Source organism: Wolbachia endosymbiont (group A) of Epagoge grotiana (assembly GCF_947251775.1).
Taxonomy (GTDB): Bacteria; Pseudomonadota; Alphaproteobacteria; order Rickettsiales; family Anaplasmataceae; genus Wolbachia; species Wolbachia pipientis.
The window spans coordinates 377,045-399,545 of the sequence record NZ_OX366387.1; the positions used below are offsets into that span (position 1 = coordinate 377,045).

Sequence of the window (22,501 nt, forward strand, 5' to 3'; positions counted from 1 at the left end):
CTGGGGTAGACAAAAAAGGACAAACTTGTCATATTTCGTTGCTTGTTAGCGGGATCTATATATACCACAAATAAGTCGCGGTATGACGTAAGAGATCTGACCTGTCTGGCCATCAAGAGACATAATGGAATTAGAGTTATTATTTCAAAATGTGGTTAATAGTTTTGCTTTCTATAACAATCAAGTTGCAGTTGCAGTATCAGGTGGTGTAGATAGTATAGTCTTACTGCACTTAATGACTAACTGGGCAAAAAAAAACAAGCTTTCACTTCCTACAGCATTAACAGTAAATCATGGGTTACGTCCAGAGTCTCAAAAAGAAGCTGATTTTGTTGTAAGTTATGCAAAGGAACTTGGAGCAAAGGAATCGTTCATATTAAATTGGGAGAAGCAAAATATTAAAGGCAATATTCAGTTACAGGCACGAAAAGCACGGTATAAGTTACTAGCAGAGTGGTGTAAAAATAATAATGTTAAATATTTACTTGTTGCTCATCACAAAGATGATCAAGCAGAAACGTTCTTGTTAAGATTAGAGCGAGGTAGTGGCGTAGATGGATTATCATCAATGGACTACAAGTCTTTCCTAAATGGTATTTATATATTTAGGCCATTGTTAAATTTTAGTCGTAGTGAAATAGAAAAGTACGCTAAGCTTCATCGGTTAAAATGGATCGAAGATAGAAGCAACTATGACTTAAAATACAGGCGAACTTTATACCGTAACTTACTTAAAGCAAGTGATAATCAAGAGATTTTAACAGAGCGAATATGCCTCACAGCCCTTCATATGAAAAGAGCTGCAAAAGCGTTGATGCACTACACACGCCTTGCGTTTAATGACTGCGTTAATGTGCATGATCTTGGTTATATTGAAATTAAACTAAGTGAGTTTTATCAATTGCCAGAGGAAATAGCCTTGAGGCTTCTTCTTTACTCCATAATGGCAATTGCCAGTAAACATTATAAACCAAGGTACAACGGCCTTATCGTAATATTTAATAAAATATTGCAAAAGGATAGTAATGTTAACTGTACACTTTCTGGGTGTAAAATAAGAAAACATGGAGAAAATATCTTGATAATTAGAGAATCGTCAAAGATACAAGAAATTACCTTAAACCTACCTTTAAATGAACCTACTCAATGGGATAACAGATTTAGCTGCACAATACTCGGAAATCAAGAGTGTTCAGTTATCATCGCTCCATTAAAAAAAACACAAAAAGTTCCTGAATTTCTGAAGGATTACAACTGCTGCCCTGAAGTTTTCTATTCTTTGCCTGTAGTGCTAAAAGATGGAAAGGTGCTTGCTTATCCTGATGTAAATTATAACGGAAAAAATACCAATGACGATAAGGTTCAATGCATTATTAATAGCACGATAAAACAAAATTTGGTAAGCTTGATTAGTATTTAGTTAGAAATAGAAATGAAAAAATTTTTAGAAGGCTTATTGATCTGGTTAGTAATTATTGTTCTTATTTCAGTTGCTTATATTCAGTTCAGCGGAAATGTAGGTAAAAGTAAAACAATTATACCTTTTTCGGAATTTTTAACTAGACTAGAAGACAATGATGTAGAAAATATTGTCATAAAAAACCAGAGCATTGAAGGCAAGTTCAGGGACGGTTCAAGTTTCAATTCAAGCGGTGTCATATATAGCGACCTAATAAAAAATTTACATGATAGAAAAGTGAGATTCTCCTTTTCAACTGGAGATTCTGCCATGAACGTAATTGGTGGATTACTTATCTCATGGGTCCCAACATTTATCTTTATTGGCTTCTTGCTATTCTTTCTTAAACAAACACAAGCGGGGGGCAACAGAACTATAAGCTTTGGCAAGTCAAGGGCTAGACTCATGACTAGTGGAAAAAAAGTAACATTTGATGATGTTGCCGGAATTGATGAAGCAAAAGAAGAGCTAGTAGAGATCGTTGATTTTCTTAAACAAAGGCAAAAATTTCAAATATTAGGTGGAAAAATACCAAAAGGGTGCCTTTTGATTGGCTCTCCTGGAACTGGTAAAACTTTACTTGCTCGTGCAATTGCAGGAGAAGCTAATGTGCCATTCTTTAGTATTTCTGGATCTGATTTTGTTGAAATGTTTGTGGGTGTTGGTGCAAGTCGTGTTCGTGATATGTTTGATCAAGGCAAGAAAAATGCTCCTTGTATAATTTTTATAGATGAAATAGATGCGGTGGGTAGACATCGTGGCATTGGTCTTGGTGGCGGCAATGATGAAAGAGAACAAACATTAAATCAGTTATTAGTTGAGATGGATGGCTTTGAGTCTAATGAAGGTGTAATAATAATTGCTGCGACTAACCGTCCGGATGTCTTAGATCCAGCACTGCTTAGACCTGGTCGTTTTGACCGACAGATTACTATTTCTTTACCCGATATAAATGGGCGTGAAAAGATATTAAATACTCATATAAAGAAAATATCAATAGCACCAGATGTAAACGTGAAAACAGTTGCAAGAGGAACACCAGGTTTTTCAGGGGCTGATCTAGCAAATTTGGTGAATGAATCTGCACTTATCGCTGCAAGAAGAAACAAGAAGATTGTTACCATGGATGATTTCGAATATGCACGTGATAAAGTGATGATGGGCGTAGAAAGGCGATCTCTCATTATGACAGAAGAGGAAAAGAGACTGACTGCATACCATGAAGCTGGTCATGCGATGATTGCTGTTAATATGCCTGCTTCTGATCCTATACACAAGGCAACAATTATTCCACGCGGTAGGGCACTCGGTTTAGTTATGAGACTACCAGAAACAGATAGAGTGTCCCTCACAAGAGAAAAGATGCTAGCAGATATAACTGTTGCAATGGGTGGAAGAGTGGCAGAAGAGCTAATTTTTGGCTACGATAAAGTCACAAGCGGTGCATCTTCGGATATAAAACAAGCATCTGATTTATCACGCGCTATGGTAACAAAATGGGGAATGAGTGACAAAATAGGCCCGATCTATCACAATCGCGAACAAACCATACATGGTTCTGAGATAATTTCTGAAGATACGTTAAAACTTATAGATGAAGAAGTGAAGAAAGTTGTATCTTCTTGCTATGAAAAAGCAAAAGACATTTTGACCAAGCATAAGAAAGGCTTAGATCTCATTGCCGAAAATCTACTGGAGTTTGAAACTTTAACAGGAGATGAAATAAAGGACATATTAAATGGAAAAAAAATTGTTAGAGAGGAAAATGAGAAGAATGAGAAAATAAAAAAATCCTCTCTCTATGAGAGTTGACCTCATCTTAAAAATGCTAATCAGCTAACGCTGCAATAAAACATTCAGAATTGTAACTGTCAATATAAATTGTATTAAAATATTCATAATATTGCATTTTCATCACAATAATGCTATCATTCAGTTAGTATTAATGTTTAATGAGGTGTGAGTAATGATTGATATAGCTTCTATTGGTGTAAGTACAGTTATTGATCAGAATTATAGAAGAAAAGCACAATTATGTTTATCAGGATTATTTGTAACTGTGTCAATAGCAACTGTTACCTGGTTTATTTTCCCTGCGTCACAAAATGTATTAGCTCCGTTTTTACTTCCGGCTATGTTCTTGCTCTTCACTTTATCGATGGGTTATTACATGTTCATATTTAGTTGTGAAGAAAAATCTTTGGTAAAGAATGTTCTTGGTATGGTTGAACCGGCTGAATCGGTAAAGAGAGTGCATTGCCAAGAAAATATTAAGTCCTTATTAGCAGAAGTGAGAAGTACTACGAAAGATAGGTTTCGTAACGTGCTTGTTAATCTTTGTTTTGAAGATCGTAGTAAAGCACACAAACTTGCATTATATGTGAAAGAAATTGACGATATTGTGTCTTCAATAAAAAATAAAGACCTCTTAGACCATTTTGATCAATTTTTTACTATTACTGAAGTAAGCAATAAAAAAAATAGAAGTGAATTAATGAACCTCGCAAGGGCATATAAGATGATAAATGAAGAAGATCCAGACAAAATACAGGATTTTTTAGCTACTCAAACAAAAAGTTATTCATATGAAATAATGTTACCTGAAATTGATAATTTTCTATCACAAGCTAGGTGATTTTATCAATAATTTCATTGTGTACGTGATTATCATTTTTTGTCTCAATTCCAGTGATAACACTGCACCTAACGGGCTCTTTTATGGCTATTTCCTGAAATCCTTTTCTGACCTTATTGTAAAAATTAACATCCATTTCTTCATATTTATTCTTGTCTTTTGCTCTATTTAACCCAACTTTAACATCAATATCTAGAATGAATGTAATATCTGGATATTTAATTTCCACTAGCTTATGTAAGTCCCTTATTAGCCCTAAGTCAACTCCAAACCCATATCCTTGATATGCAATAGTTGAATCAATAAACCGATCACAAATCACTATTTTTCCTTCTGCAAGAGCTGGTAATATTAATTTTTTCATATGTTCGTGCCTCATCGAGATAAGTAGCAAGAGTTCAGAAATAGGATCAATATTATTTGTTAACAACACTCCTCTTATCTTTTCTGCAAAATCAGTACCACCTGGTTCTCGAGTCAATACCACATTATTTTCGCCGTGAATTTGCTTAAAATGATTTGCAAGTAGCTTAGATTGTGTTGTTTTACCAGAGCCGTCTATTCCTTCGAAAGTTATGAACATAAGTTTTATAATTATAATACTAAAAAAGAATATGCAAACAGTATACATAGAAACCGTTTGACATTTAAATAATAAGACCGTAAATTACATATGGTATAATAATAGTCTATGGTTGCTCTGAATACTCCTAAAGTCGATTTTAGTTTTACTGCAAAAGATTTTAATCTTTTGGGAGTAGACAATAAATATTATGCATTAAGTGACTGTTGTGGAAAAAATGGTCTTATTATAATGTTTATATGCAATCACTGTCCTTACGTTCAGTCAATTATTAGCAATCTGGTAAGCGATGTTGATCAATTGAAAAAAGATTATCAGGTAAACACCATTGCAATAATGCCAAATGATGTAAATGAATATCCAGAAGATTCCTTTGAAAATATGATTAATTTTGCCAAGGAAAATAAGTTTACATTTCCATATTTAATTGATAGTACACAGAAAATAGCTAAAGAATACGGGGCTGTTTGCACTCCTGACTTTTTCGGCTTTAATTCCAATTTAAACCTTTGCTATCGTGGACGTTTTAACGACACAAAAAAAGAAAAGGTTCAAAGCTATGAAGTAGGAAGTAGTGACTTATTTCAAGCTATGAAATTTATTGCAGAAACTGGTAATTCTCCAATTGACCAAAAATCAAGTATTGGCTGCTCAATTAAATGGTCTAATTCTACAGGTTAAATATCATGCACAGTGGCTCTCAGCATTTGTTTGATATTATAATTTTGCTTTCTGCTGCTGTGTTTATAGTCATAGCATTTTGGAAAATGAATATTAGTCCAGTGCTTGGTTACTTCGTTGCAGGTGCAGTTATTGGTTCTCACGGATTTAATCTGATACACTCAGCTGAAGCAATGGATAATCTTGCAGAATTTGGTGTAGTTTTTCTATTATTCATTATAGGCCTTGAATTGACATTTGAACGCCTGATCGCTATGCGTATTCATGTATTTGGGTTCGGTTCTCTTCAAGTTATAGTTACCATGGTAGCAATATGGTGCATCGCTCTTGCTTTCGGAGTGAATACGAATATAGCAACAGTTATTGGTGGTGGGCTTGCGCTATCCTCAACAGCAATAGTGTTGCAGGTTCTGCAAGAAAAAGGTTCTCAAGCAAGTCAGGTTGGTAGATTGTCGATAGCAGTGCTATTAATGCAAGATTTTGCAGTGGTACCATTAATAGTATTGGTACCTTTACTTACTGGCAATTCTGAGCACAGCCTGATAAGCTCATTGGCAGGTTCATTGGTGCAAGCAGCTATTGCATTAGTGCTGATATTTATAACTGGTAGATTATTGCTTAGACCTTTATTTTCGGTTATTGCTAAAATGGAAAGTAATGAGATCTTTATATCAACAACGCTTTTAATAGTATTAGGAGCAGCATTTATTACTGAGCAATTCCATTTATCGTTAGCATTAGGTGCATTTGTTGCTGGATTGTTAGTTGCAGAAACAGAATATAGACACTCAGTAGAACACGCAGTATTGCCATTTAAAGATTTGTTTCTTGGCTTATTTTTCATGACTGTTGGTATGTCCATCAATACCGAACTTTTACTCAATAAGTTACCACTAATTACTTTATTATCGATTATCCTTATCGTTTTAAAAACATCTATTATATATATATTGTGTAGATTTTTTGGGTTTAAGAGTGCACCTGCTATACAAGCTGGGTTACTGCTTTCACAAGGCGGTGAATTTGCGTTTATTTTGTTTCGCTTAGCAGATGAGCTAAATGTGCTACCAAGTGAAATCGCTCAAGTACTTATGATGGTAACTACAGTAACCATGGCTTTCACTCCTCTTTTATCGGGGCTTGGAGATTGGATAGCAAACTCATTTAGCACTGAGAAAACAATATTAGATGATGAAGCTGTTGAAACAGATACACAAGATCTTTATAACCATGTGATAGTTGCTGGATTTGGTAGAGTGGGATATATGGTAACAAAAATGCTTACGGCAGAGCATTTAAGTTACGTTGTTGTAGATATTCAATCGAAAATAGTCAAAGAAGGAAAAAGTGATAGTTTTCCTATATATCTTGGAGATGTTACAAGATGTGAAATTTTAAAATCGGTAGGAATAGAAAGAGCTCAAGCTCTCGTTATTTCAATAAAGAATGAAGTTACTATAAAAAAAGTTGTTTCTTTAGTTGCAGCAAATTTTCCGCATGTAAATATTGTAATACGCTTACCAGATCTGAGTAATGTGGAGGTTTATAGAGATCTAGGAGCTAGTAAAATTATTCCTGAAACATCTGAGATAGGATTGCAGCTAGGTGGAGCTGCACTGAGCCTTAGTGGTATTAGCGAAAGTGGAGTTACGTCTTTAAAAAGTAGATTCAGAAAAGGCAATTACAGTATGTTAAAAGACCTTGGTAGTGATAAAGATGAATAACTACTTCTCTAATTTTATGTACAGAAAGCTTCAAGCTTTATTGAGGTTTTGCCTATAGTAAATTACGCACATAATCAACCAAATTAAGGAAAGTGCAAACCAAGTGATTGCATATTCCAAATGCTTCATTGGCTGTATAGCTACTTTGCTGCCAAAATTGTTCGGCCACAATACACACTTCTCTAGCTTAATACCTAACTCATTGGAAATTTCTTCTGTACTCAGGGTAAACCATGTATTCGAAGCAGTATCGTTCTTGATAAACCAATTTTTACTTTTATTGCTATCGCAATATAAAATTCCATCTGCAACTACTTTTTCAATTTTTACTTTTTTCTCCTTTTTTTCTCCGACTATTCCTTTATTCACCAACATGTAACGTCCAGTGGTGAGCAACATAGGAGACAGCACGTGATAGCCGTGTTGCCCTGCAAAAACATATAGTTCTATGTCACTTAGAATCCCATCAATCTTGACATGCCTATAGTTAAATTTTTCAAGGTCGTTATTGGGCAATAGATGAACCACTGGAAGACTCATACTTTTAATAATATTATTCTTCCAGTTCAATCTGAATATTTGCCATAACCCTAATAAAAAAAGAAGTGAGCAAGGTATAATTAAAATAAATACTATCTTTTTTAACACTCTATATTTGTGTTCTTAAATAGTTTTCAACACCCATTAGTTCAATAAGATCGATCTGTTTCTCAATCCAATGAAAGTGCTCTTCTTCATTTTTTAACATCTCTTCTAATAACATTACACTAACAAAATCCTTTTCTTTCTCAGCGATAGAAATCGTTTCTTTGATATCCTTAATACCTTTTCCCTCTAATTTCAAATTAGCTTCTAAGATTTTCCGTATTGTGTCTTTTGTAAACTTTCCATCATACTTTGATATTTCGTTTGTATCCTGAAAATTTGGGACTCCTTTAAATAACAAAATTCTTTCTGCCAACTTGTTTGCATGTTCAAGTTCTTCGTTAAGCTCATTTTTTACCTTTTCTGCAAGTCTATTAATTCCATTGTTTTTGAGAATCGCAAAATGCAAAAGATACTGGCGTACAGAAGTCAGCTCATTGGTCAATAATTTGTTCAAATGTTTTACTATCTCTTCATTCATAATCTTCCCTTAGTTCAATTCATCAGCATAATTTATATGATAACGATAGTTATAGCAACTCATTTAATAGTTCCTTTGATAACAACCGTATTAAATAGCATGTCGTGGTATGTCTGTTTTTTCTTAGAGAAGCAAGCAACTAGATACCAGCAGAGAGTGAGTAGCACTATAATTACTTTCAATGCATTCAAGACATTCACTAATACTTCCTGATCTCGCAAAAATTCAGTAAGGACAACTACTACACTGTTTAACAAAGGAAGAAAAAACTGGGAAGAGCTTCTGTCAAACGCTAAATTCAAGTCTATTTTAGAATTATCTAAATTGATAGTATACATATTCATTAACTGTTGACCGGGAGTTGCTTGGGCCTTTGAAGATATAAAATATGTGAAGTAACTACAATTTACACACATGTATGATAGATGTAAGATCAACGGAGAATCCTCTAATAGCAGTATAATTAATAAAGTTGGAATTAATAAAATTGCTACATCTATTAAATACGCGCAAAAGCGTCTTGTTATACTGGCAATCTCTGTAACAGCGGTCATTACCTATCTTCTAAATACTTTATTACAAAATCTGTAAGTTTATCAAAATGTTGAAAACATAACAAATCTTCATAACCGCTTATTGATTGACCGTATATAATAGGTAAACAATTGGCATTTTGTGCACACAGAACATCTGTGATGCTATCACCAACGAAAAACACATTTTCTCTATTTATAGGCAACGTACTCTCTTCTAATGCAAATAGCAGTGGGGTTACAGATGGTTTATCTTCTGCAGTATCGCATGACCCAACCACTCTTTCAAAGTAGGAATCTAGTTTAAAATAGGCAACTTCTTTACGTAAATTAGTATTTTTCTTATTACTTACTATTGCTAGATAAATATTGTGGCTTTTCAGTGTCTGCAACATTTTCTCTACTCCTTGATTCAGAGCAATGTTTTGTAATAGCGCATTATCTAAGTATTGTTGATATATCTGGTTCGCTTTTTTCCACTGATCGCCAAATAAATTGACCATATAGCTCTTTCTTGACTCGTGGGAATTTCTATCAGCAGCTTTATTACTATACCCCATTGAGTTTATGGTATGCTTAATAGCATTAAAAATGTTATCTTGAGTGTCAACTAAGGTATTATCCCAATCGAATACTACTGCTAATGGGCTGTTTTTCATTTCTATATTGTTATATATTTTAAATTAATAAGTAAATAACATTTTAATAAAAAAAATATAAATAGGACGCTCTTACTCTTTACCACAAGTTATGTTAACTGTTTTTTATATAATTAGCTAACATACTGGTTATATGATATGTTTTAATAGGTAACAGGTATGGCCCAGACATCTAAAGAAAGTGTTGAAAAAAAGTTTAAAGATGTTTTTGAACGTTCTCCAGGTGCTTTTCCAGAAGGTACCTCATTAGAAAAGAAGGTTAATTATATCGCAAAAGGAACAGAGGCTCTAAAAGCTGTGAAAAGTAAGGAGCTTGAGAACAAAATGAAAAACGTTGCAGAATTGAGTCAGAAATTTGAAAGTCAAAAAGGACGTGCAGATGAAAAAGTACGTCAAGATTTTGAAAGAATTGCTGAGCTTGACCAACAATATAAAGGGAAGGGCATCTTCACAAGTGAAAAAGTTGCAGAGCCAAAAAGTGACAAAAAACTCCAAGACACTCCGAGAAAAACTACAACAGCAGTTAAAGACCTTGAACATAATACACAAAAAAAGACTACTGAAGCTTCTGTGCAAACAGCATCAGAGCACGATTCACAAACCGTTAATCCCTCAGTGAGCAAGAGTTCTGTAAAAGAGAAGCTCAACACTGAGCCGGACAAAAAAGATAACACGCCTCAACCACAAGAAAATCAAAAAGAAGAAGGGTTTTTGAGTCTTCTGAAGCGCTTTGTTAAGAAAATATTAGAAAAATTTTTAGGTGAAGGTGAAAAGGATGTAGAGAATGCTCGTGGCATGAAAGAAGATGCTCAAAGAGATACGTCAAATAACGAAGAGCAACAAAAGAGTAAGCAGCTTGATGAAATTTTAAAGGACAAAAGTGTAAGCGAGGGTTTGAAGCAGGCAACAAAGCTTGAGAACCCGGCAATAACGCCTGTTAATACTCCTAAAGTGAATGAAGTAAACACGGGTCGTGAAAGGTGATCCGCTTTCAAGCTTCATTATACCGCCACGAACCGTCATACCGCCGCGGTATCTCATCCGCTAACAAGTAGCGGGATGACGATTGTCAGGGTGTCATCCCAGTGTCCCTATGATGTCATACCAGTGCCCTGACTACTTGGATCTAGCAAGCTTTGCTTGCAAATAAGTCTAATACGCGTCGCGTTTTATGTCAAAACACAATTGGAGTTACATGCAAAATAGATCCCAGTGTCAGCTACTCGGATGACAAAAAAAGGAGCACTGGGATGACACCATTTGTTGTATTTAACAAAGTTCGTACTTAGCTTCATGTTAGCTATAAACATTAAGAAATTTACCAAGCGAAAAAAAAGGCAAAAGAAGCCCCAGCTAATATCTATTTTAGAACATTGGCGTTTTTTAAGTCTTAAACACTGCAATTTAGCTGCTTTTAAATGCAACTCACCTTAGTTTAAATGTTTAAGAAATTTACTAAGCAGAAAAAAAGGCAAAAGAAACCGCGTGTTAGCTAGTTGTCACTCCCTAATCCTGCAAATTGGCGTACTATACTGTCTTAAACGACTTATAAGCGCGTTTCAGCTTGTGTAGGTAAAAACCTAGAAATATTGTGAAGACATAAGGTGCACATAGTGCAAAAAATTAAAGATAAGACGCCAACTACGTTGTTTTCTTGCTGTTTAATCTGCACAGATGAAGATAACTGAATACCTTCAGTTTCATGATAAGGGGGCTGGCGGAGTTTGTCAAGTAAGTTTTTTCGTTTCTAACGGTTGTTGCCAAAAACTATGCAAGAAGTCTATTGACAGGTGATTAAATTATAATGTAGCCTATCGCCGTATATCCGGGGGTGGGTTGTTGTGAGGCTTTTTCACTTTTTATTCTTGTTAATGTGTTTTTCTCTGTATTACTATGCGGGTTTTATATTTTCGCCCTGCCCAAAAGCTACGGTTTGCTTTTCACCTGGAGAAGATTGTGCTGTACCGATAATCAACGTAATAGATCAGTCTAAAAAATCTATCTTAGTTCAAGAATATACATTTACTCTTGGAACAGTTGCAAAATCTTTGATTAATGCTAAAGAACGCGGTGTTGATGTTAAAGTCATCTTAGATAAATCGCAACTCTACTCAAAATATAGTGTTATAAATGAATTATTTTCAGGTGGAGTACCAATTTGGATCGATGATAAGCCAAAGATTGCTCATAATAAGATAATGATTGTTGACAATCAAAAAGTCATCACAGGGTCATTTAACCTTAGTAAGACAGCTAAAAAAGGAAATGCTGAAAATTTATTAATTATTACAGATTATCCTGAATTGATTCAGCAGTATGTGAAAAACTGGGAGGCACGAATGTCACAATCTTACAAATACGCTCCCAACTAATCGAGAGCGCTTGCTCAAAATCAGTTTTAAAAACAGCAAGGGAGAGCTTTTTTGATTGATTGGCATAATGATTATGATATAATGAACTAAAAATTTAAGGAATAAAGTAATGGATTATATAAATGATGCTGCCGGTAGCTACACTGCTATTCATGATTTTTTTCAAAACAACGGTGTTGGAGATTACAAAGTTCAATGCAATCATGGTGGGGTGCCGTATGCTACTGATGAGTACGTGCATTCTGGCGATAAATTTTGGAGTAATAATTTCATAGACTCACATTTTGGCAGGGAAATAAAAATGTATCCTCAAAGTGAACTTTTAGCTAAAGAATATGCTGGAAATACGTTGCCAGTTTCAATATCACTAGATAAGGATTTAATAAAAATGAAGGAATGTCAGAAAAAAACGAAATTTGTGGAACTAGAAAGGGAGTCAGGTGATTTAGTGCATGATAAGCAAAAGTATGTAAAGTGTTACACAACAAAGCTATCATATGATGATGTACATATTTACAATAACGATAAAGTTTCAACATTTAGCATAAAATACGACGTGCCAAATGATCCGAAATACAGTTTAAATATAACATTTACAAAGGTTAATGATAATAAACCAGGATTTTGGCAGAAATTTAAAAATATGTTTTAACGTGACCATTCACTGGTTTTTACTCAATCAACCAACAACAGTTAATATCAAATTTTTATAATTAAAAAATATGCTATTTTTTAAAACTTTCATTCTCCTTGACTCTGTCAACTTCACAAAACAACTCTTGGACCAAATGTATCTGGCATAACACCTTTTGGTAACTTGCTACTTCTTTTTTTCCGCATCTCCGACAACAGCCATTGATATTCCACTACATAAGGCTTGATTTTTGGTAGATCAACTTTTTTATGAATAATACTATGCTTCTCCTTAAATTGACCATTTACCCTAAACGCTATTAGCTTCCTTAAAATTTACATTAATGCCTATTTTGCCTAAACTGAAGCGTCTTTTCCAATTTTTTCTAGCATCAACTCAGCAGCTTTTTGTTCAGCAATCTTTTTACTAGAAGCGCATGCAGAAACTTTACCATAATCTTCTATGCAAACTGATATAGTAAATTCAGGATTGTGCGCTGGTCCAGTTTGTTTTACAAGCTCATACTCTGGTAAAGGCAATTTGTTTTTCTGAGTCCACTCTTGCAGTGAGGTTTTAGGATCTTGAGGGGGGTCAAGCATGCCTTTAGCTAGCTTTTCCCAATATTGGATAATAAATTTTTCAACATTTTCAAGCCCGCCATCAATATAAATTGCACCTATTAGTGCTTCAAGCGAGTTTTCTAAATTTTTTAAGTTACATCTCCCTCCATTGCAGCGTTCACTATTATTCATGATGATAAAGCTGCCTAATTTTATTTCTTTAGCAACATTAGCAATGGTGTTGCCACAAACTAAATCCGTCTTTCTTTTTGCCAATGCTCCTTCTTTTTCTTCAGGAAATAGTTTAAACAGTGTGGCAGATACAACCATATTCAAAACACTATCGCCCAAAAACTCTAGTCTTTCGTAGCTTACAATCTGGTTTTTGCTATTCCTTTTATTTACGCTTGGGTGAGTTAGTGCCTCTTCTAATATTGCATAATTTGTAAATTTATAATCAATGATCTTAGATATTGCATCATTCAAACTCTTCATACCCATTATTTAAAAGAATAACACTTCCTACCACACCTTTATACCAAAGAATTAGTTTTGTTTTATTAAAATAATACCAACAACTTCCAAAATATACAGTTTAATAGACTTCTTGCATAACCATTATTTGAATAATGATTCATCGATGTTATTCCAGTGTCGGCTACTTAGGTGACAGAGAAGATGTTTAATGTATACAACCCACCACCTCACTAATGTTACTAAATCCATCTCTCCTTATTAGTTCTGCAAGTTCTAGATTAATTTTGTTTACAACTTGAGGTCCGTGGTATATGAGAGCAGTGTACAACTGCACCAAAGAAGCTCCTGCATTTATTTTTTTATATGCATCAGCACCACTTGAGATTCCTCCGCATCCTACCAACAATATTTTGCCCTTAGTAAGTTTGTACATATCGCTCAATAACTCGGTTGAAAGTTTAAACAGCGGTTTGCCACTCAACCCACCACTCTCGTTGTGGTGGGAATGTAAGTTATTCCGACTGATCGTAGTGTTGCTCACTGTTAATCCGTCAATCTTATATTCCAACGCAAGCTCAGCGATATTTTCTTTCGTTTGCTGATCTATATCTGGTGAGATTTTTAATATTATTGGTATGGATTTAGAATTATCAATTGATTTCCGGGTTAGAGTTACGGATTTCAACAATTCCGATAATTCTTGCTTATTGTGCAGATTGCGTAAATTAGGCGTGTTTGGGGATGAGATGTTCAGCACTATATAATTGCTTTTTCCATATACTATCTTTATTAAGTCAACATAATCGCTGATTTGGTCCTTTGATGTACTGTTTTTTCCTATGTTGATGCCAAAAATGCAATCATCAAGCTTGGTTTTATCTATTTGTTTAAGAAAGTAGTCTATTCCTTTATTGTTAAATCCCAATCTGTTAATTACCCCTTGATCTTTAATTAACCGAAAAATTCTTGGCTTTTTGTTTCCATATTGTGGATTACGAGTTACAGTACCAGTTTCAATAAACCCAAAACCAAATGAGAGCATAGGCCTTATAACTTCTGCATTCTTGTCAAAACCTGCAGCCAGACCTACGGGGCTTCTGAGCTTATTACCAAAAAAATTCACACTCAAAGATTCTGGTAGCTCTATAGGATTCTTATAAGGTATTTTCTTTAATGCCATAATTGCCAAAGAGTGAGCAACTTCGGGCGGTAGTAAAAATAGTAAATTACGTTTGTAAAACACTTTGCTTATTTTTAGTTTATTTTTTACCATGAAACGCTATAAGAGTATAACCATAACTTGAAAAGAAATTGATTTTACTATGGATAAGCTTTCTCTATAGGTTACACACTTAAAGCTACTGTTGAATTGAGCAACTTTTACAAGATATAGAGAATGAAAGAGGCCGGGACCGGAATTGAACCGGTATAAAAGGATTTGCAGTCCTCCGCATAAGCCATTCTGCCACCCAGCCGTTTTTTATGTGTAGATATCCATTATATCTTTTAGCATAGATAAAGCCTCCTCCCTTTTGCGTTGAAAAGTGTTACGTCCAATGATTGAACCATTACCGCCACCCTGCTTAATTTCTTTCGCTTCATTGTATATGTTATCTACTTCCTTCGATTCACCACCAGAAAAAACTACTATTCTTTTCCCTGCAAAACAAGACCTTTTAACATATTCAATTCTTTTAGATAATGATTCAATATTTTCTGTTTCTATTTTCTCCCTTTCCAAATATTTAGTTGGAAGTTTTACTTTTATTATATTAGCGCTAAGCAAAGCTGCCATGTGCGCAGCATAGGCAATAACATCAACTGCTGTTTCACCTTCTTTGGAAATCCCTTCACCGCGTGGATAAGACCATAGCACTACTGCAAGCCCATAAGATTTGGCTTCAGCTATGATTCCACGGGCTTCCTCCATCATATCGAAACACTTAGCAGAACCAGGATATATAGTAAATCCGACAGCTAAGCATCCCAAACGCAGCGCATCTTTCACAGAAGAGGTTATTGCCTGATCAGAGGTTAGATCCTTTGAATGTAAAGAGTTGGAACTATTAAGTTTCAAAATAAGTGGGAGCATTCCAGCATAAGTTGCAGCACCAGCTTCAATCATACCAAGTGGAGCAGCATATGCACTTACTCCCGAATCAACCGCAAGCTGAAAATGATAATGTGGGTCATAAGCATCAGGGTTAACTTCAAAACTTTTAATTGGACCATGCTCAAATCCTTGATCTACTGGCAGAATCACTAACTTGCCAGTGCCGCCAAGCTTTCCATGCATGAGAATACGAGTAAGATTTGCTTTTACCCCAGGGTTTTCACTTTCGTAGTAGCTTAGGACTTGTTTTACTTTATCACTTATCACTATAATTCAAATTGAATTTAAGTTATAGATTGTAACAAAGATGAAGTTCAATACAAGGATTTTAAACTATATCAAAAGCAATTTTATTTTCTACTTTATTCATATAGATTCTTAATTTCTTTCCTTTTATTAATTTACGATTCAGTATTTCTTCCGCTAAGTAACTTTTTATCTCTTTTTCAATAAGTCTCTCTATCGGACGTGCTCCCATTTCCTTACTATAACCCATTTGTACAAGATAAGATTTCACTTCATCCTCTACCAAGCAGTTTATGCCTTTTTGCATCAGCTGCTTTTTCAGTTCCTGAATAAATTTATCTACAATATGCAGAATTATATCCGCATTTAAGTCAGAAAAAGAAATAATCGCATCAAGACGATTACGAAATTCAGGGCTAAAAACCTGTTCTATCGCTTTTTCACTATCACCAGTGTTAAATTTTTTATGCCCAAAGCCAACAAAACTTTTGCTGCGTTCAGCTGCTCCTGCATTAGTTGTCATAATTAAGATTATATTGGAAAAGTTAACTTTACGTCCGTAAGTGTCTGTAACGCAACCATAATCCATAATTTGTAGCAATATATTATAGATATCGCTATGAGCCTTTTCAATTTCATCAAGCAGCACAACACTATATTGATTATTAGATACAGACTCTGTGAGTAATCCACCCTGATCATAACCTACATATCCAGGAGGAGAACCAATCATCCTTGATATCGTATGAGACTCAATATATTCGGACATATCAAAGCGTATAAGATTCATGCCCATGCTTTCTGCTAATTGTTTTGCTAGCTCGGTTTTACCAACACCGGTTGGCCCTGCAAAAAGATAATTTGCTAAAGGCTTATTGTAATTTCTCAACCCAGATTTAGCAATTTTAATAGAATTAACAAGAGATTCTATTGCCTGCTCTTGGCCAAAAATCACCTTCTCTAGATTAGCTTTTAAAGACTTTACTTTCTGCAAATCATCAGATTCAGATCCGCAAGGCACATTTGTAATTCTAGTAATGGTATTCTTAATATCTCTACTATTTACAATTTTACCCCTGTTTCTTAGCAATTTACAATATGCCCCTGCCTCATCAATAACATCAACCGCTTTATCAGGTAATATTCGCCCAGTAATATACTTATGCGAAAGTTCAGCCGCAGACCTAATGGCATTCTTTGTATAATATACTCCATGATACCCTTCATAGTAGTGCTTTATACCATCTAGTATCTTTATCGTTTCGTTAACAGAAGATTCCTTAACATTAATTTTTTGAAACCTCCTCGCTAATGCTTTATCTTTTTCAAAACTATTGCTGTATTCTCTATATGTAGTTGCACCTATACAACGCAGTGTACCTCTTGCAAGCGCAGGTTTGAGTAGGTTACCTGCATCAAGAAAGCTACCACTTGTAGAACCTGCTCCAATGATAGTGTGTATTTCGTCAATAAAAAGGATAGCACCTGGTTTTGCCTCAATCGCTTTTATTATAGATTTTATTCTCTCTTCAAAATCACCTCTATAGCGTGTCCCTGCAAGGAGTGACCCTAAATCCAAAGCATAAATTATACTGGACCTGAGCGCACTTGGAACACTGTTTTCAATGATTTTGAGTACCAAACCCTCAACTATTGTGGTTTTGCCAACACCTGGATCTCCAACATATAAAGGGTTGTTTTTTCTACGCCTCAATAATATTTCTATAGTGCGATTTAATTCATAATCACGACCAATAACATAATCTATTTTTTTGCTTCTTGCATAGTCATTTAAATTTTTACAATAACTTTGTAGAATTTCCTCATCTTTTAGTAGCTCACCTTTATTTACTGTAGTAGGAGCATCATTATTTTTATCAAGTTTTACTTTATGATTAGTGGTGTATTCATCTATATCGTTAGAGTATTTCATGTTAGATATGTGGTAAATCAAATTGGAATCTTTCGCACTTTGTTTCTGCAATAGATCTTCAACGTATAAATCTTGCCCAGACAAAATTTCTACTAGAACACTTGCTCCATTTATTTCTTTTTTCCCCAAGCTATGAGCCCGTATTATTGCTCTGTGTATTATGCATTGAAACATTGAGCTAGGTTTAACTCCACTGATAATCAATTCAGAACTGCTTTGTAAAAACCCTTTTATATTATTATTATAATCATTAGCCTTAATATTGCATCTTGATAGAATGTTATCCATACTGATGATTTCATCGGCTCTGATATTACATCTTGATAAAACGTAATTTACATCCACGTCTTTAGTTAACGCCAGCAATAAATGTTCTACTTTCGCATATTTAAGATTAAAATTAGAAGCAATGAATAGTGCTCTATTCAAACTTGCCTCTAAGTTTTTGGAAATCATCTCCTATTCTCTTTAAAAGTGGGAACTCATATATAATGAATAGCACACAATTATTAAAAAAATTGAAATCCAGCAGTTCGCTGTAGCCAATTTGAATCCCACTCTGGATCTACGTCATAGCACCGCAATATCTCAGCATAGATTCCGCTAATGAGTAGCGGAATGACGAGTTTTACGCTTATCAAATTGTAGGTAAATCCTATTTAATACGCTTTTTCTAGTACTCTGCTTTTCTTCTTAAATGCATTGATCTTTTTTCTACCGTATTTAGTCTTTAACGTACTTGGCCTTTTAAAGACCTTTTTGCTGTTACGTTTTTTAAATTGCACACTACAATCAAAATTTAGCTCTCCTTCTTTGTCTGCCAGTGCAGGCAGTCTTCTCTTATCTTGAGGTGTAACAAAAGATAGCGCATACCCTTCAGCTCCAGCGCGTGCAGTTCTACCTATACGATGAATATAGTCAGCTTGCGATTGTGGTGCATCATAATTGATAACATGTTGAATGTGGGGAATATCAAGGCCGCGAGAAGCAACATCTGTTGCAACCATGATTTGATTACGGCCATGATGAAAAGAATTAATGACCCTTTCGCGCTTGTGCTGCCTTAAATCACCATGAATTGCTAAAGCGCTATAGTCATCTTTGTGCAATCTGTTAGCTAGCTGATCGGCTCCTCGCTTTGTTTTGACAAAGATAATGATTGATCCTTCGCGCTGACATAGTTGTGTAACAAGCTTTTCATATTTTTCTGATTCTGATGCATAAACAATTTCTTGCTTAATTTTTACAGAAGTTGTAACCTCACAATCAACAGAAATACGTTCTGGTCGATTAAGGTACTTCTCAGCAAGTTTTACTATATCTCCAGGAAGAGTTGCAGAAAACATAAGAGTTTGCCTTATTTTAGGCAAATGCTTCATAATTTCTTCAATCTGAACTCCAAAGCCCATATCAAACATACGATCCGTTTCATCAAGCACAAGAACGCTAACATTGCGAGTAATCAAAGTTTTACGCTCAATATGGTCTATAATACGACCAGGAGTACCTATTACAATTTGTGGTTTTTTCTGAAGCTGATTTAGCTGCCTAAAAATAGGCTCACCACCAATCAACAAAGCGACCCTTAGTGCAGAATTTTGAGATAAGAGTTTTCTTATCTCATTTGTTACCTGATGCGCAAGCTCTCTGGTTGGCACGATGACTAAAGCTGAACCAGTGTTAGGCTCATTCAGCAACTTAGCAACCAACGGAATAGCAAATGCTAAAGTTTTTCCAGTCCCCGTTTGAGCAGATCCGAGAATATCTTTACCTTGTAGCGCTAAGGGAATCGCTTGTATTTGAATCGGAGTTGGGACGAAAAGATTATTTTTATCTAGAGCTTGTCTAAGCGAAGCTGGGAGACCCATCTCATGAAAATTATTCACAATACGTTAATCCTGTTAAAAGACTTCATAATAGATTAATCTTCCAATCTTAAATTTATTGCAGATTTTTTATCTTCTCCGTTTCTACCGCGCTCCTCTTTAACCTCATAACTCACCCTTTCTCCTTTTATTCCCTTCTCTTTATTCTCTCCTTTAAGTGCCTCAGGTCTTATTCCCGAACGTTCCAATGTGCTAATATGTACAAAAACGTCACCCCCTTTACCTTCTGGCTTGATGAAACCATAGCCTTTTTCGGCATTAAACCATTTTACATTACCAAATTCCATTTAAACAACTCCTAAATTATTAACTAACATTACTAATGTGATGAAAAACTTTGAAATTACGATTGAGAATGCTTTAAGCTTAGCTATTGAAACTAAACCTTTATACTCCATAGTCTATTCTTAACATTACATGACAATAATACACAATTGTTGTACTTGATGCAAATAAATTTTTTAATCGTTAAGCGAACCTGCAACCGTCATTTCGCTAACTTTAATCGTTGGTGAATTAAATTGCCCACAAAAAGTTAGATCATCTGCAACGACTAAATTGCTAAACATATCCTTCAAATTGCTAGCAATGGTAATCTCATGTATTGGATACGTTATTTTTCCATTTTCTATAAAAAATCCGGAAGCGCCTTGGCTGTAATCGCCATTGATTAAATTGACACCAAAACCAAATAAATCAGTTACATATATTCCCTCTTTCACTTCCTGAATTAATTCTTCAAACGATACATCACCATTCTCAATGTAGAGGTTACTAGCTGCAGGAATAACTGCAGCATTACTTGCACGAGTTGCACTTCCGGTTGTTTCTGAGTCTAATTTTCTAGCCGAGTATAAGTCTAAAATCCAATTTTGTAATATTCCGTTTTTTACAAATATATTTTTCTTGCTAGTTATCCCTTCTCCATCAAATGGTCTCGATGCTATGCCTCTTGGCAACAATGGATCATCGATAATATTAATTCTATCGTTGAAAATCTGAGCGTTTAAACTACCCCTCAAGAAAGAACTGTTGCTTATAATACTGCTCCCATTTATAGCAGAAGCAAAACTTTTTACTAGCCCTTTTGCTGCTCTTTTTTCAAAAATAACTGGAAATTTACCAGTTTTCATTGTACGTGAATTCAATTGATCAACTGCTCTTTTTGCTGCTTCTTTTCCCATTAACTCTGGCAACTTTAAATCACTAAAATTACATGCTATATCATAATCGCAACCAACCTTCATTTCACTTTCTCTTCCAGCAACAACAGAGACCTGATTAGCAAAGGTTGATTTACTAAACGAGCCAATAAAACCAGAAACAGTCGATAATACTGTATTCACTAAAGCGTATGAAGAAGAGGCTCCTTCAGAATTAGTGATACTCTTATGTGCAAGGGCTGAATTTTCTGCAGCTTCAGCAATTTCTTTTAGGTTATCAACGGTTACAACATTATTATCTGAGATACTTAAATCTGCAGAAGAGATATAATTACTACCATTTACAGCAAAATTAATGCAAGGATCTTCTGGCGCATTCTTTGCCATTTCTACCACTTGGCTTACTGTATCACTCAGATTATTCAAATCGCTTGTAGAAATATACGCAGCTTTGTTTTTACCTGCTATAGCTCTGATTCCTACAGTGCAATTTTTAGATTGTGATATTTGCTCAATTTTTGATAGACGCTGAGAAACTGAAGTCTTATTAGTTTCATATATTGTAACTTCCGCATCTTGATTTTGCTTTTTTATTAGTTTAGTAATATCTGCTGCAATATTTAATATATTCATTTTCTATTCCTTAGATTTCTATAAAGATTCTGCACCACCTATAACTTCAATTAAATCAGTCGTAATCGCTGCTTGACGAGAACGATTATAAAGCAATGCTAATTTGTTCAGTATCTCTTTAGTGTTTCTGTTTGCTGATTCCATAGCAACCATTCTAGCACTATTCTCACTCGTTGCACTTTCAAGTAAAGCAGAGTAAAGAGCAATTACAACGTAATCTTGAACTAAAGATTTTAAAATAAATTCAATATTTTGTGGTTCATACTCATAGCCGTAATCTGTTGTTGGACCAGCCAGAGAGCTATCAATCAAGGATGAGTCTTTACTCCATGGTTTTATTGTTTCCAACATTGGTTTTTGCGTGAAGGTATTATAGAATTTACTATAAAAAACTTTAACTTTATCGTATTTACTTAAATCTATACCATCAACCAAAGCTTCTACGTGCTTTAACGTGATTCCCTTACTATTTTCAATTTTTAAGATACTTTTAGAGTCAAATCTATTTTTACCTACATCAAAAGCTTTTTTACCAAGAAATACAATATCTACTTTTTTGCCATTTGCGATTGACTTATTTATACGCTCTTGACTAAATTTGACAATAGAAGAGTTAAAGTTGCCGCACAAGCCACGATCAGACGCAATAATGAATACTAGGTAAGAACCGTCGTTACTGACATTTAGAATTTTTGCCAGTAATTCTTGATCAACTGATAGCATTAATGAAAAAATAATGTTATGCAGCTTAGATACATATAATTTTGAATTTAATAACTTCTTTTGGCTTTGTAACAACTTTGCTGCAGAAACCATTTGCATTATTTTCGTGGTTTTCTGTACAGACCTAATATTCTTAATTCTTAAGGATAATTCCTTTAAGCTCTTCATTTTGTATACAACCCTGATTTATTAAAATATATAACTGTTAGTGTCTAAAAGCAAGTTTTTTTGACATTAAAACCAAGTCTAGCTAAGAAACTTGCAGGTTTATTGTTTGGAGATAAGGATTATATTAAGAAAGTGCTCTAACTTCAGCAATATCAATGTGAAAGTAGTCTAATGGTAATTTCTACACTTTGTG

The 22,501-nt window shown here is 34.6% G+C and carries 21 protein-coding genes and 1 tRNA gene; 8 read left to right on the plus strand and 14 right to left on the minus strand.

From position 1 onward, the window contains the following. The first annotated feature begins 124 nt into the window (after positions 1 to 124). The 3 genes from tilS (at position 125) to OPR50_RS01845 (ending at position 4,094) form a co-directional block, all read left to right on the plus strand. The gene (gene tilS / locus OPR50_RS01835) at positions 125 to 1,420 is read left to right on the plus strand and encodes a tRNA lysidine(34) synthetase TilS (RefSeq protein ID WP_265024188.1); all 1,296 of its coding nucleotides are present in this window, start codon (positions 125 to 127) and stop codon (positions 1,418 to 1,420) included. Positions 1,421 to 1,432: 12 nt separating this feature from the next. Next, positions 1,433 to 3,271, plus strand: coding sequence for an ATP-dependent zinc metalloprotease FtsH (ftsH, locus tag OPR50_RS01840; RefSeq protein ID WP_012673393.1), 1,839 nt, complete (start codon positions 1,433 to 1,435; stop codon positions 3,269 to 3,271). Between the two features lie 154 nt (positions 3,272 to 3,425). After that, entirely contained in the window at positions 3,426 to 4,094 is a 669-nt protein-coding gene (locus OPR50_RS01845; RefSeq protein ID WP_265024189.1) for a hypothetical protein, read from the plus strand. On the opposite strand, the gene tmk is transcribed toward OPR50_RS01845, so the two are convergent. Next, complete coding sequence (gene tmk / locus OPR50_RS01850) at positions 4,087 to 4,677, minus strand: dTMP kinase (RefSeq protein ID WP_182309943.1); 591 nt, start codon at positions 4,675 to 4,677, stop codon at positions 4,087 to 4,089. The two genes, OPR50_RS01845 and tmk, sit on opposite strands and share 8 nt — an antisense overlap. Positions 4,678 to 4,785: 108 nt before the next feature. On the opposite strand from tmk, the gene OPR50_RS01855 reads away from it, so the two are divergent. Beyond that, a complete protein-coding gene (locus tag OPR50_RS01855) occupies positions 4,786 to 5,358 on the plus strand; it encodes a thioredoxin family protein (protein ID WP_006279694.1) in 573 nt (190 codons plus the stop codon). 5 nt (positions 5,359 to 5,363) lie between these two features. Then, positions 5,364 to 7,082, plus strand: a complete 1,719-nt coding sequence (locus tag OPR50_RS01860) for a monovalent cation:proton antiporter-2 (CPA2) family protein (RefSeq protein WP_010963130.1) — start codon at positions 5,364 to 5,366, stop codon at positions 7,080 to 7,082. Positions 7,083 to 7,112: 30 nt separating this feature from the next. On the opposite strand, the gene OPR50_RS01865 is transcribed toward OPR50_RS01860, so the two are convergent. From OPR50_RS01865 to OPR50_RS01880, 4 genes are read right to left on the minus strand one after another with little or no spacing between them, the layout of a single operon-like run. Continuing rightward, positions 7,113 to 7,730, minus strand: a complete 618-nt coding sequence (locus OPR50_RS01865) for an SURF1 family protein (protein ID WP_213863315.1) — start codon at positions 7,728 to 7,730, stop codon at positions 7,113 to 7,115. Position 7,731: 1 nt separating this feature from the next. Beyond that, complete coding sequence (bfr, locus tag OPR50_RS01870) at positions 7,732 to 8,208, minus strand: bacterioferritin (protein WP_077188433.1); 477 nt, start codon at positions 8,206 to 8,208, stop codon at positions 7,732 to 7,734. 59 nt (positions 8,209 to 8,267) lie between these two features. Further along, the gene (locus OPR50_RS01875; protein WP_265024190.1) at positions 8,268 to 8,762 is read right to left on the minus strand and encodes an RDD family protein; all 495 of its coding nucleotides are present in this window, start codon (positions 8,760 to 8,762) and stop codon (positions 8,268 to 8,270) included. Next, positions 8,762 to 9,400: an HAD family hydrolase gene (locus OPR50_RS01880; RefSeq protein ID WP_264339684.1), complete on the minus strand. Its 639-nt coding sequence runs from the start codon at positions 9,398 to 9,400 to the stop codon at positions 8,762 to 8,764. The genes OPR50_RS01875 and OPR50_RS01880 overlap by 1 nt, the downstream gene beginning before the upstream one ends. Before the next feature lie 159 nt (positions 9,401 to 9,559). On the opposite strand from OPR50_RS01880, the gene OPR50_RS01885 reads away from it, so the two are divergent. The 3 genes from OPR50_RS01885 (at position 9,560) to OPR50_RS01895 (ending at position 12,424) form a co-directional block, all read left to right on the plus strand. Beyond that, a complete protein-coding gene (locus tag OPR50_RS01885; protein ID WP_022626161.1) occupies positions 9,560 to 10,384 on the plus strand; it encodes a hypothetical protein in 825 nt (274 codons plus the stop codon). Between the two features lie 857 nt (positions 10,385 to 11,241). After that, the gene (locus OPR50_RS01890; protein WP_015589462.1) at positions 11,242 to 11,772 is read left to right on the plus strand and encodes a phospholipase D family nuclease; all 531 of its coding nucleotides are present in this window, start codon (positions 11,242 to 11,244) and stop codon (positions 11,770 to 11,772) included. 109 nt (positions 11,773 to 11,881) lie between these two features. Then, complete coding sequence (locus OPR50_RS01895; protein ID WP_264339681.1) at positions 11,882 to 12,424, plus strand: hypothetical protein; 543 nt, start codon at positions 11,882 to 11,884, stop codon at positions 12,422 to 12,424. A 338-nt stretch (positions 12,425 to 12,762) separates the two neighbouring features. On the opposite strand, the gene rnc is transcribed toward OPR50_RS01895, so the two are convergent. The 9 genes from rnc to atpG form a co-directional block, all read right to left on the minus strand. After that, positions 12,763 to 13,461: a ribonuclease III gene (gene rnc, locus OPR50_RS01905; protein ID WP_006279914.1), complete on the minus strand. Its 699-nt coding sequence runs from the start codon at positions 13,459 to 13,461 to the stop codon at positions 12,763 to 12,765. A gap of 187 nt (positions 13,462 to 13,648) precedes the next feature. Continuing rightward, complete coding sequence (locus OPR50_RS01910; protein WP_264339679.1) at positions 13,649 to 14,716, minus strand: quinone-dependent dihydroorotate dehydrogenase; 1,068 nt, start codon at positions 14,714 to 14,716, stop codon at positions 13,649 to 13,651. A 130-nt stretch (positions 14,717 to 14,846) separates the two neighbouring features. Continuing rightward, positions 14,847 to 14,918 (minus strand) — tRNA-Cys (locus tag OPR50_RS01915). 5 nt (positions 14,919 to 14,923) lie between these two features. After that, complete coding sequence (locus OPR50_RS01920; RefSeq protein ID WP_265024316.1) at positions 14,924 to 15,820, minus strand: class I fructose-bisphosphate aldolase; 897 nt, start codon at positions 15,818 to 15,820, stop codon at positions 14,924 to 14,926. A gap of 64 nt (positions 15,821 to 15,884) precedes the next feature. After that, positions 15,885 to 18,191 (minus strand): AAA family ATPase, encoded by a 2,307-nt coding sequence (locus tag OPR50_RS01925; protein ID WP_265024191.1) that lies wholly within the window; start codon positions 18,189 to 18,191, stop codon positions 15,885 to 15,887. A 203-nt stretch (positions 18,192 to 18,394) separates the two neighbouring features. Beyond that, a complete protein-coding gene (locus tag OPR50_RS01930) occupies positions 18,395 to 19,621 on the minus strand; it encodes a DEAD/DEAH box helicase (RefSeq protein ID WP_458694429.1) in 1,227 nt (408 codons plus the stop codon). 35 nt (positions 19,622 to 19,656) lie between these two features. Then, positions 19,657 to 19,908, minus strand: a complete 252-nt coding sequence (locus OPR50_RS01935) for a cold-shock protein (protein ID WP_006279919.1) — start codon at positions 19,906 to 19,908, stop codon at positions 19,657 to 19,659. 174 nt (positions 19,909 to 20,082) lie between these two features. Further along, a complete protein-coding gene (locus OPR50_RS01940) occupies positions 20,083 to 21,417 on the minus strand; it encodes a TldD/PmbA family protein (RefSeq protein ID WP_265024193.1) in 1,335 nt (444 codons plus the stop codon). Between the two features lie 18 nt (positions 21,418 to 21,435). Beyond that, positions 21,436 to 22,308 (minus strand): ATP synthase F1 subunit gamma, encoded by an 873-nt coding sequence (gene atpG / locus OPR50_RS01945; protein ID WP_265024194.1) that lies wholly within the window; start codon positions 22,306 to 22,308, stop codon positions 21,436 to 21,438. Between the last annotated feature and the right edge of the window lie 193 nt (positions 22,309 to 22,501).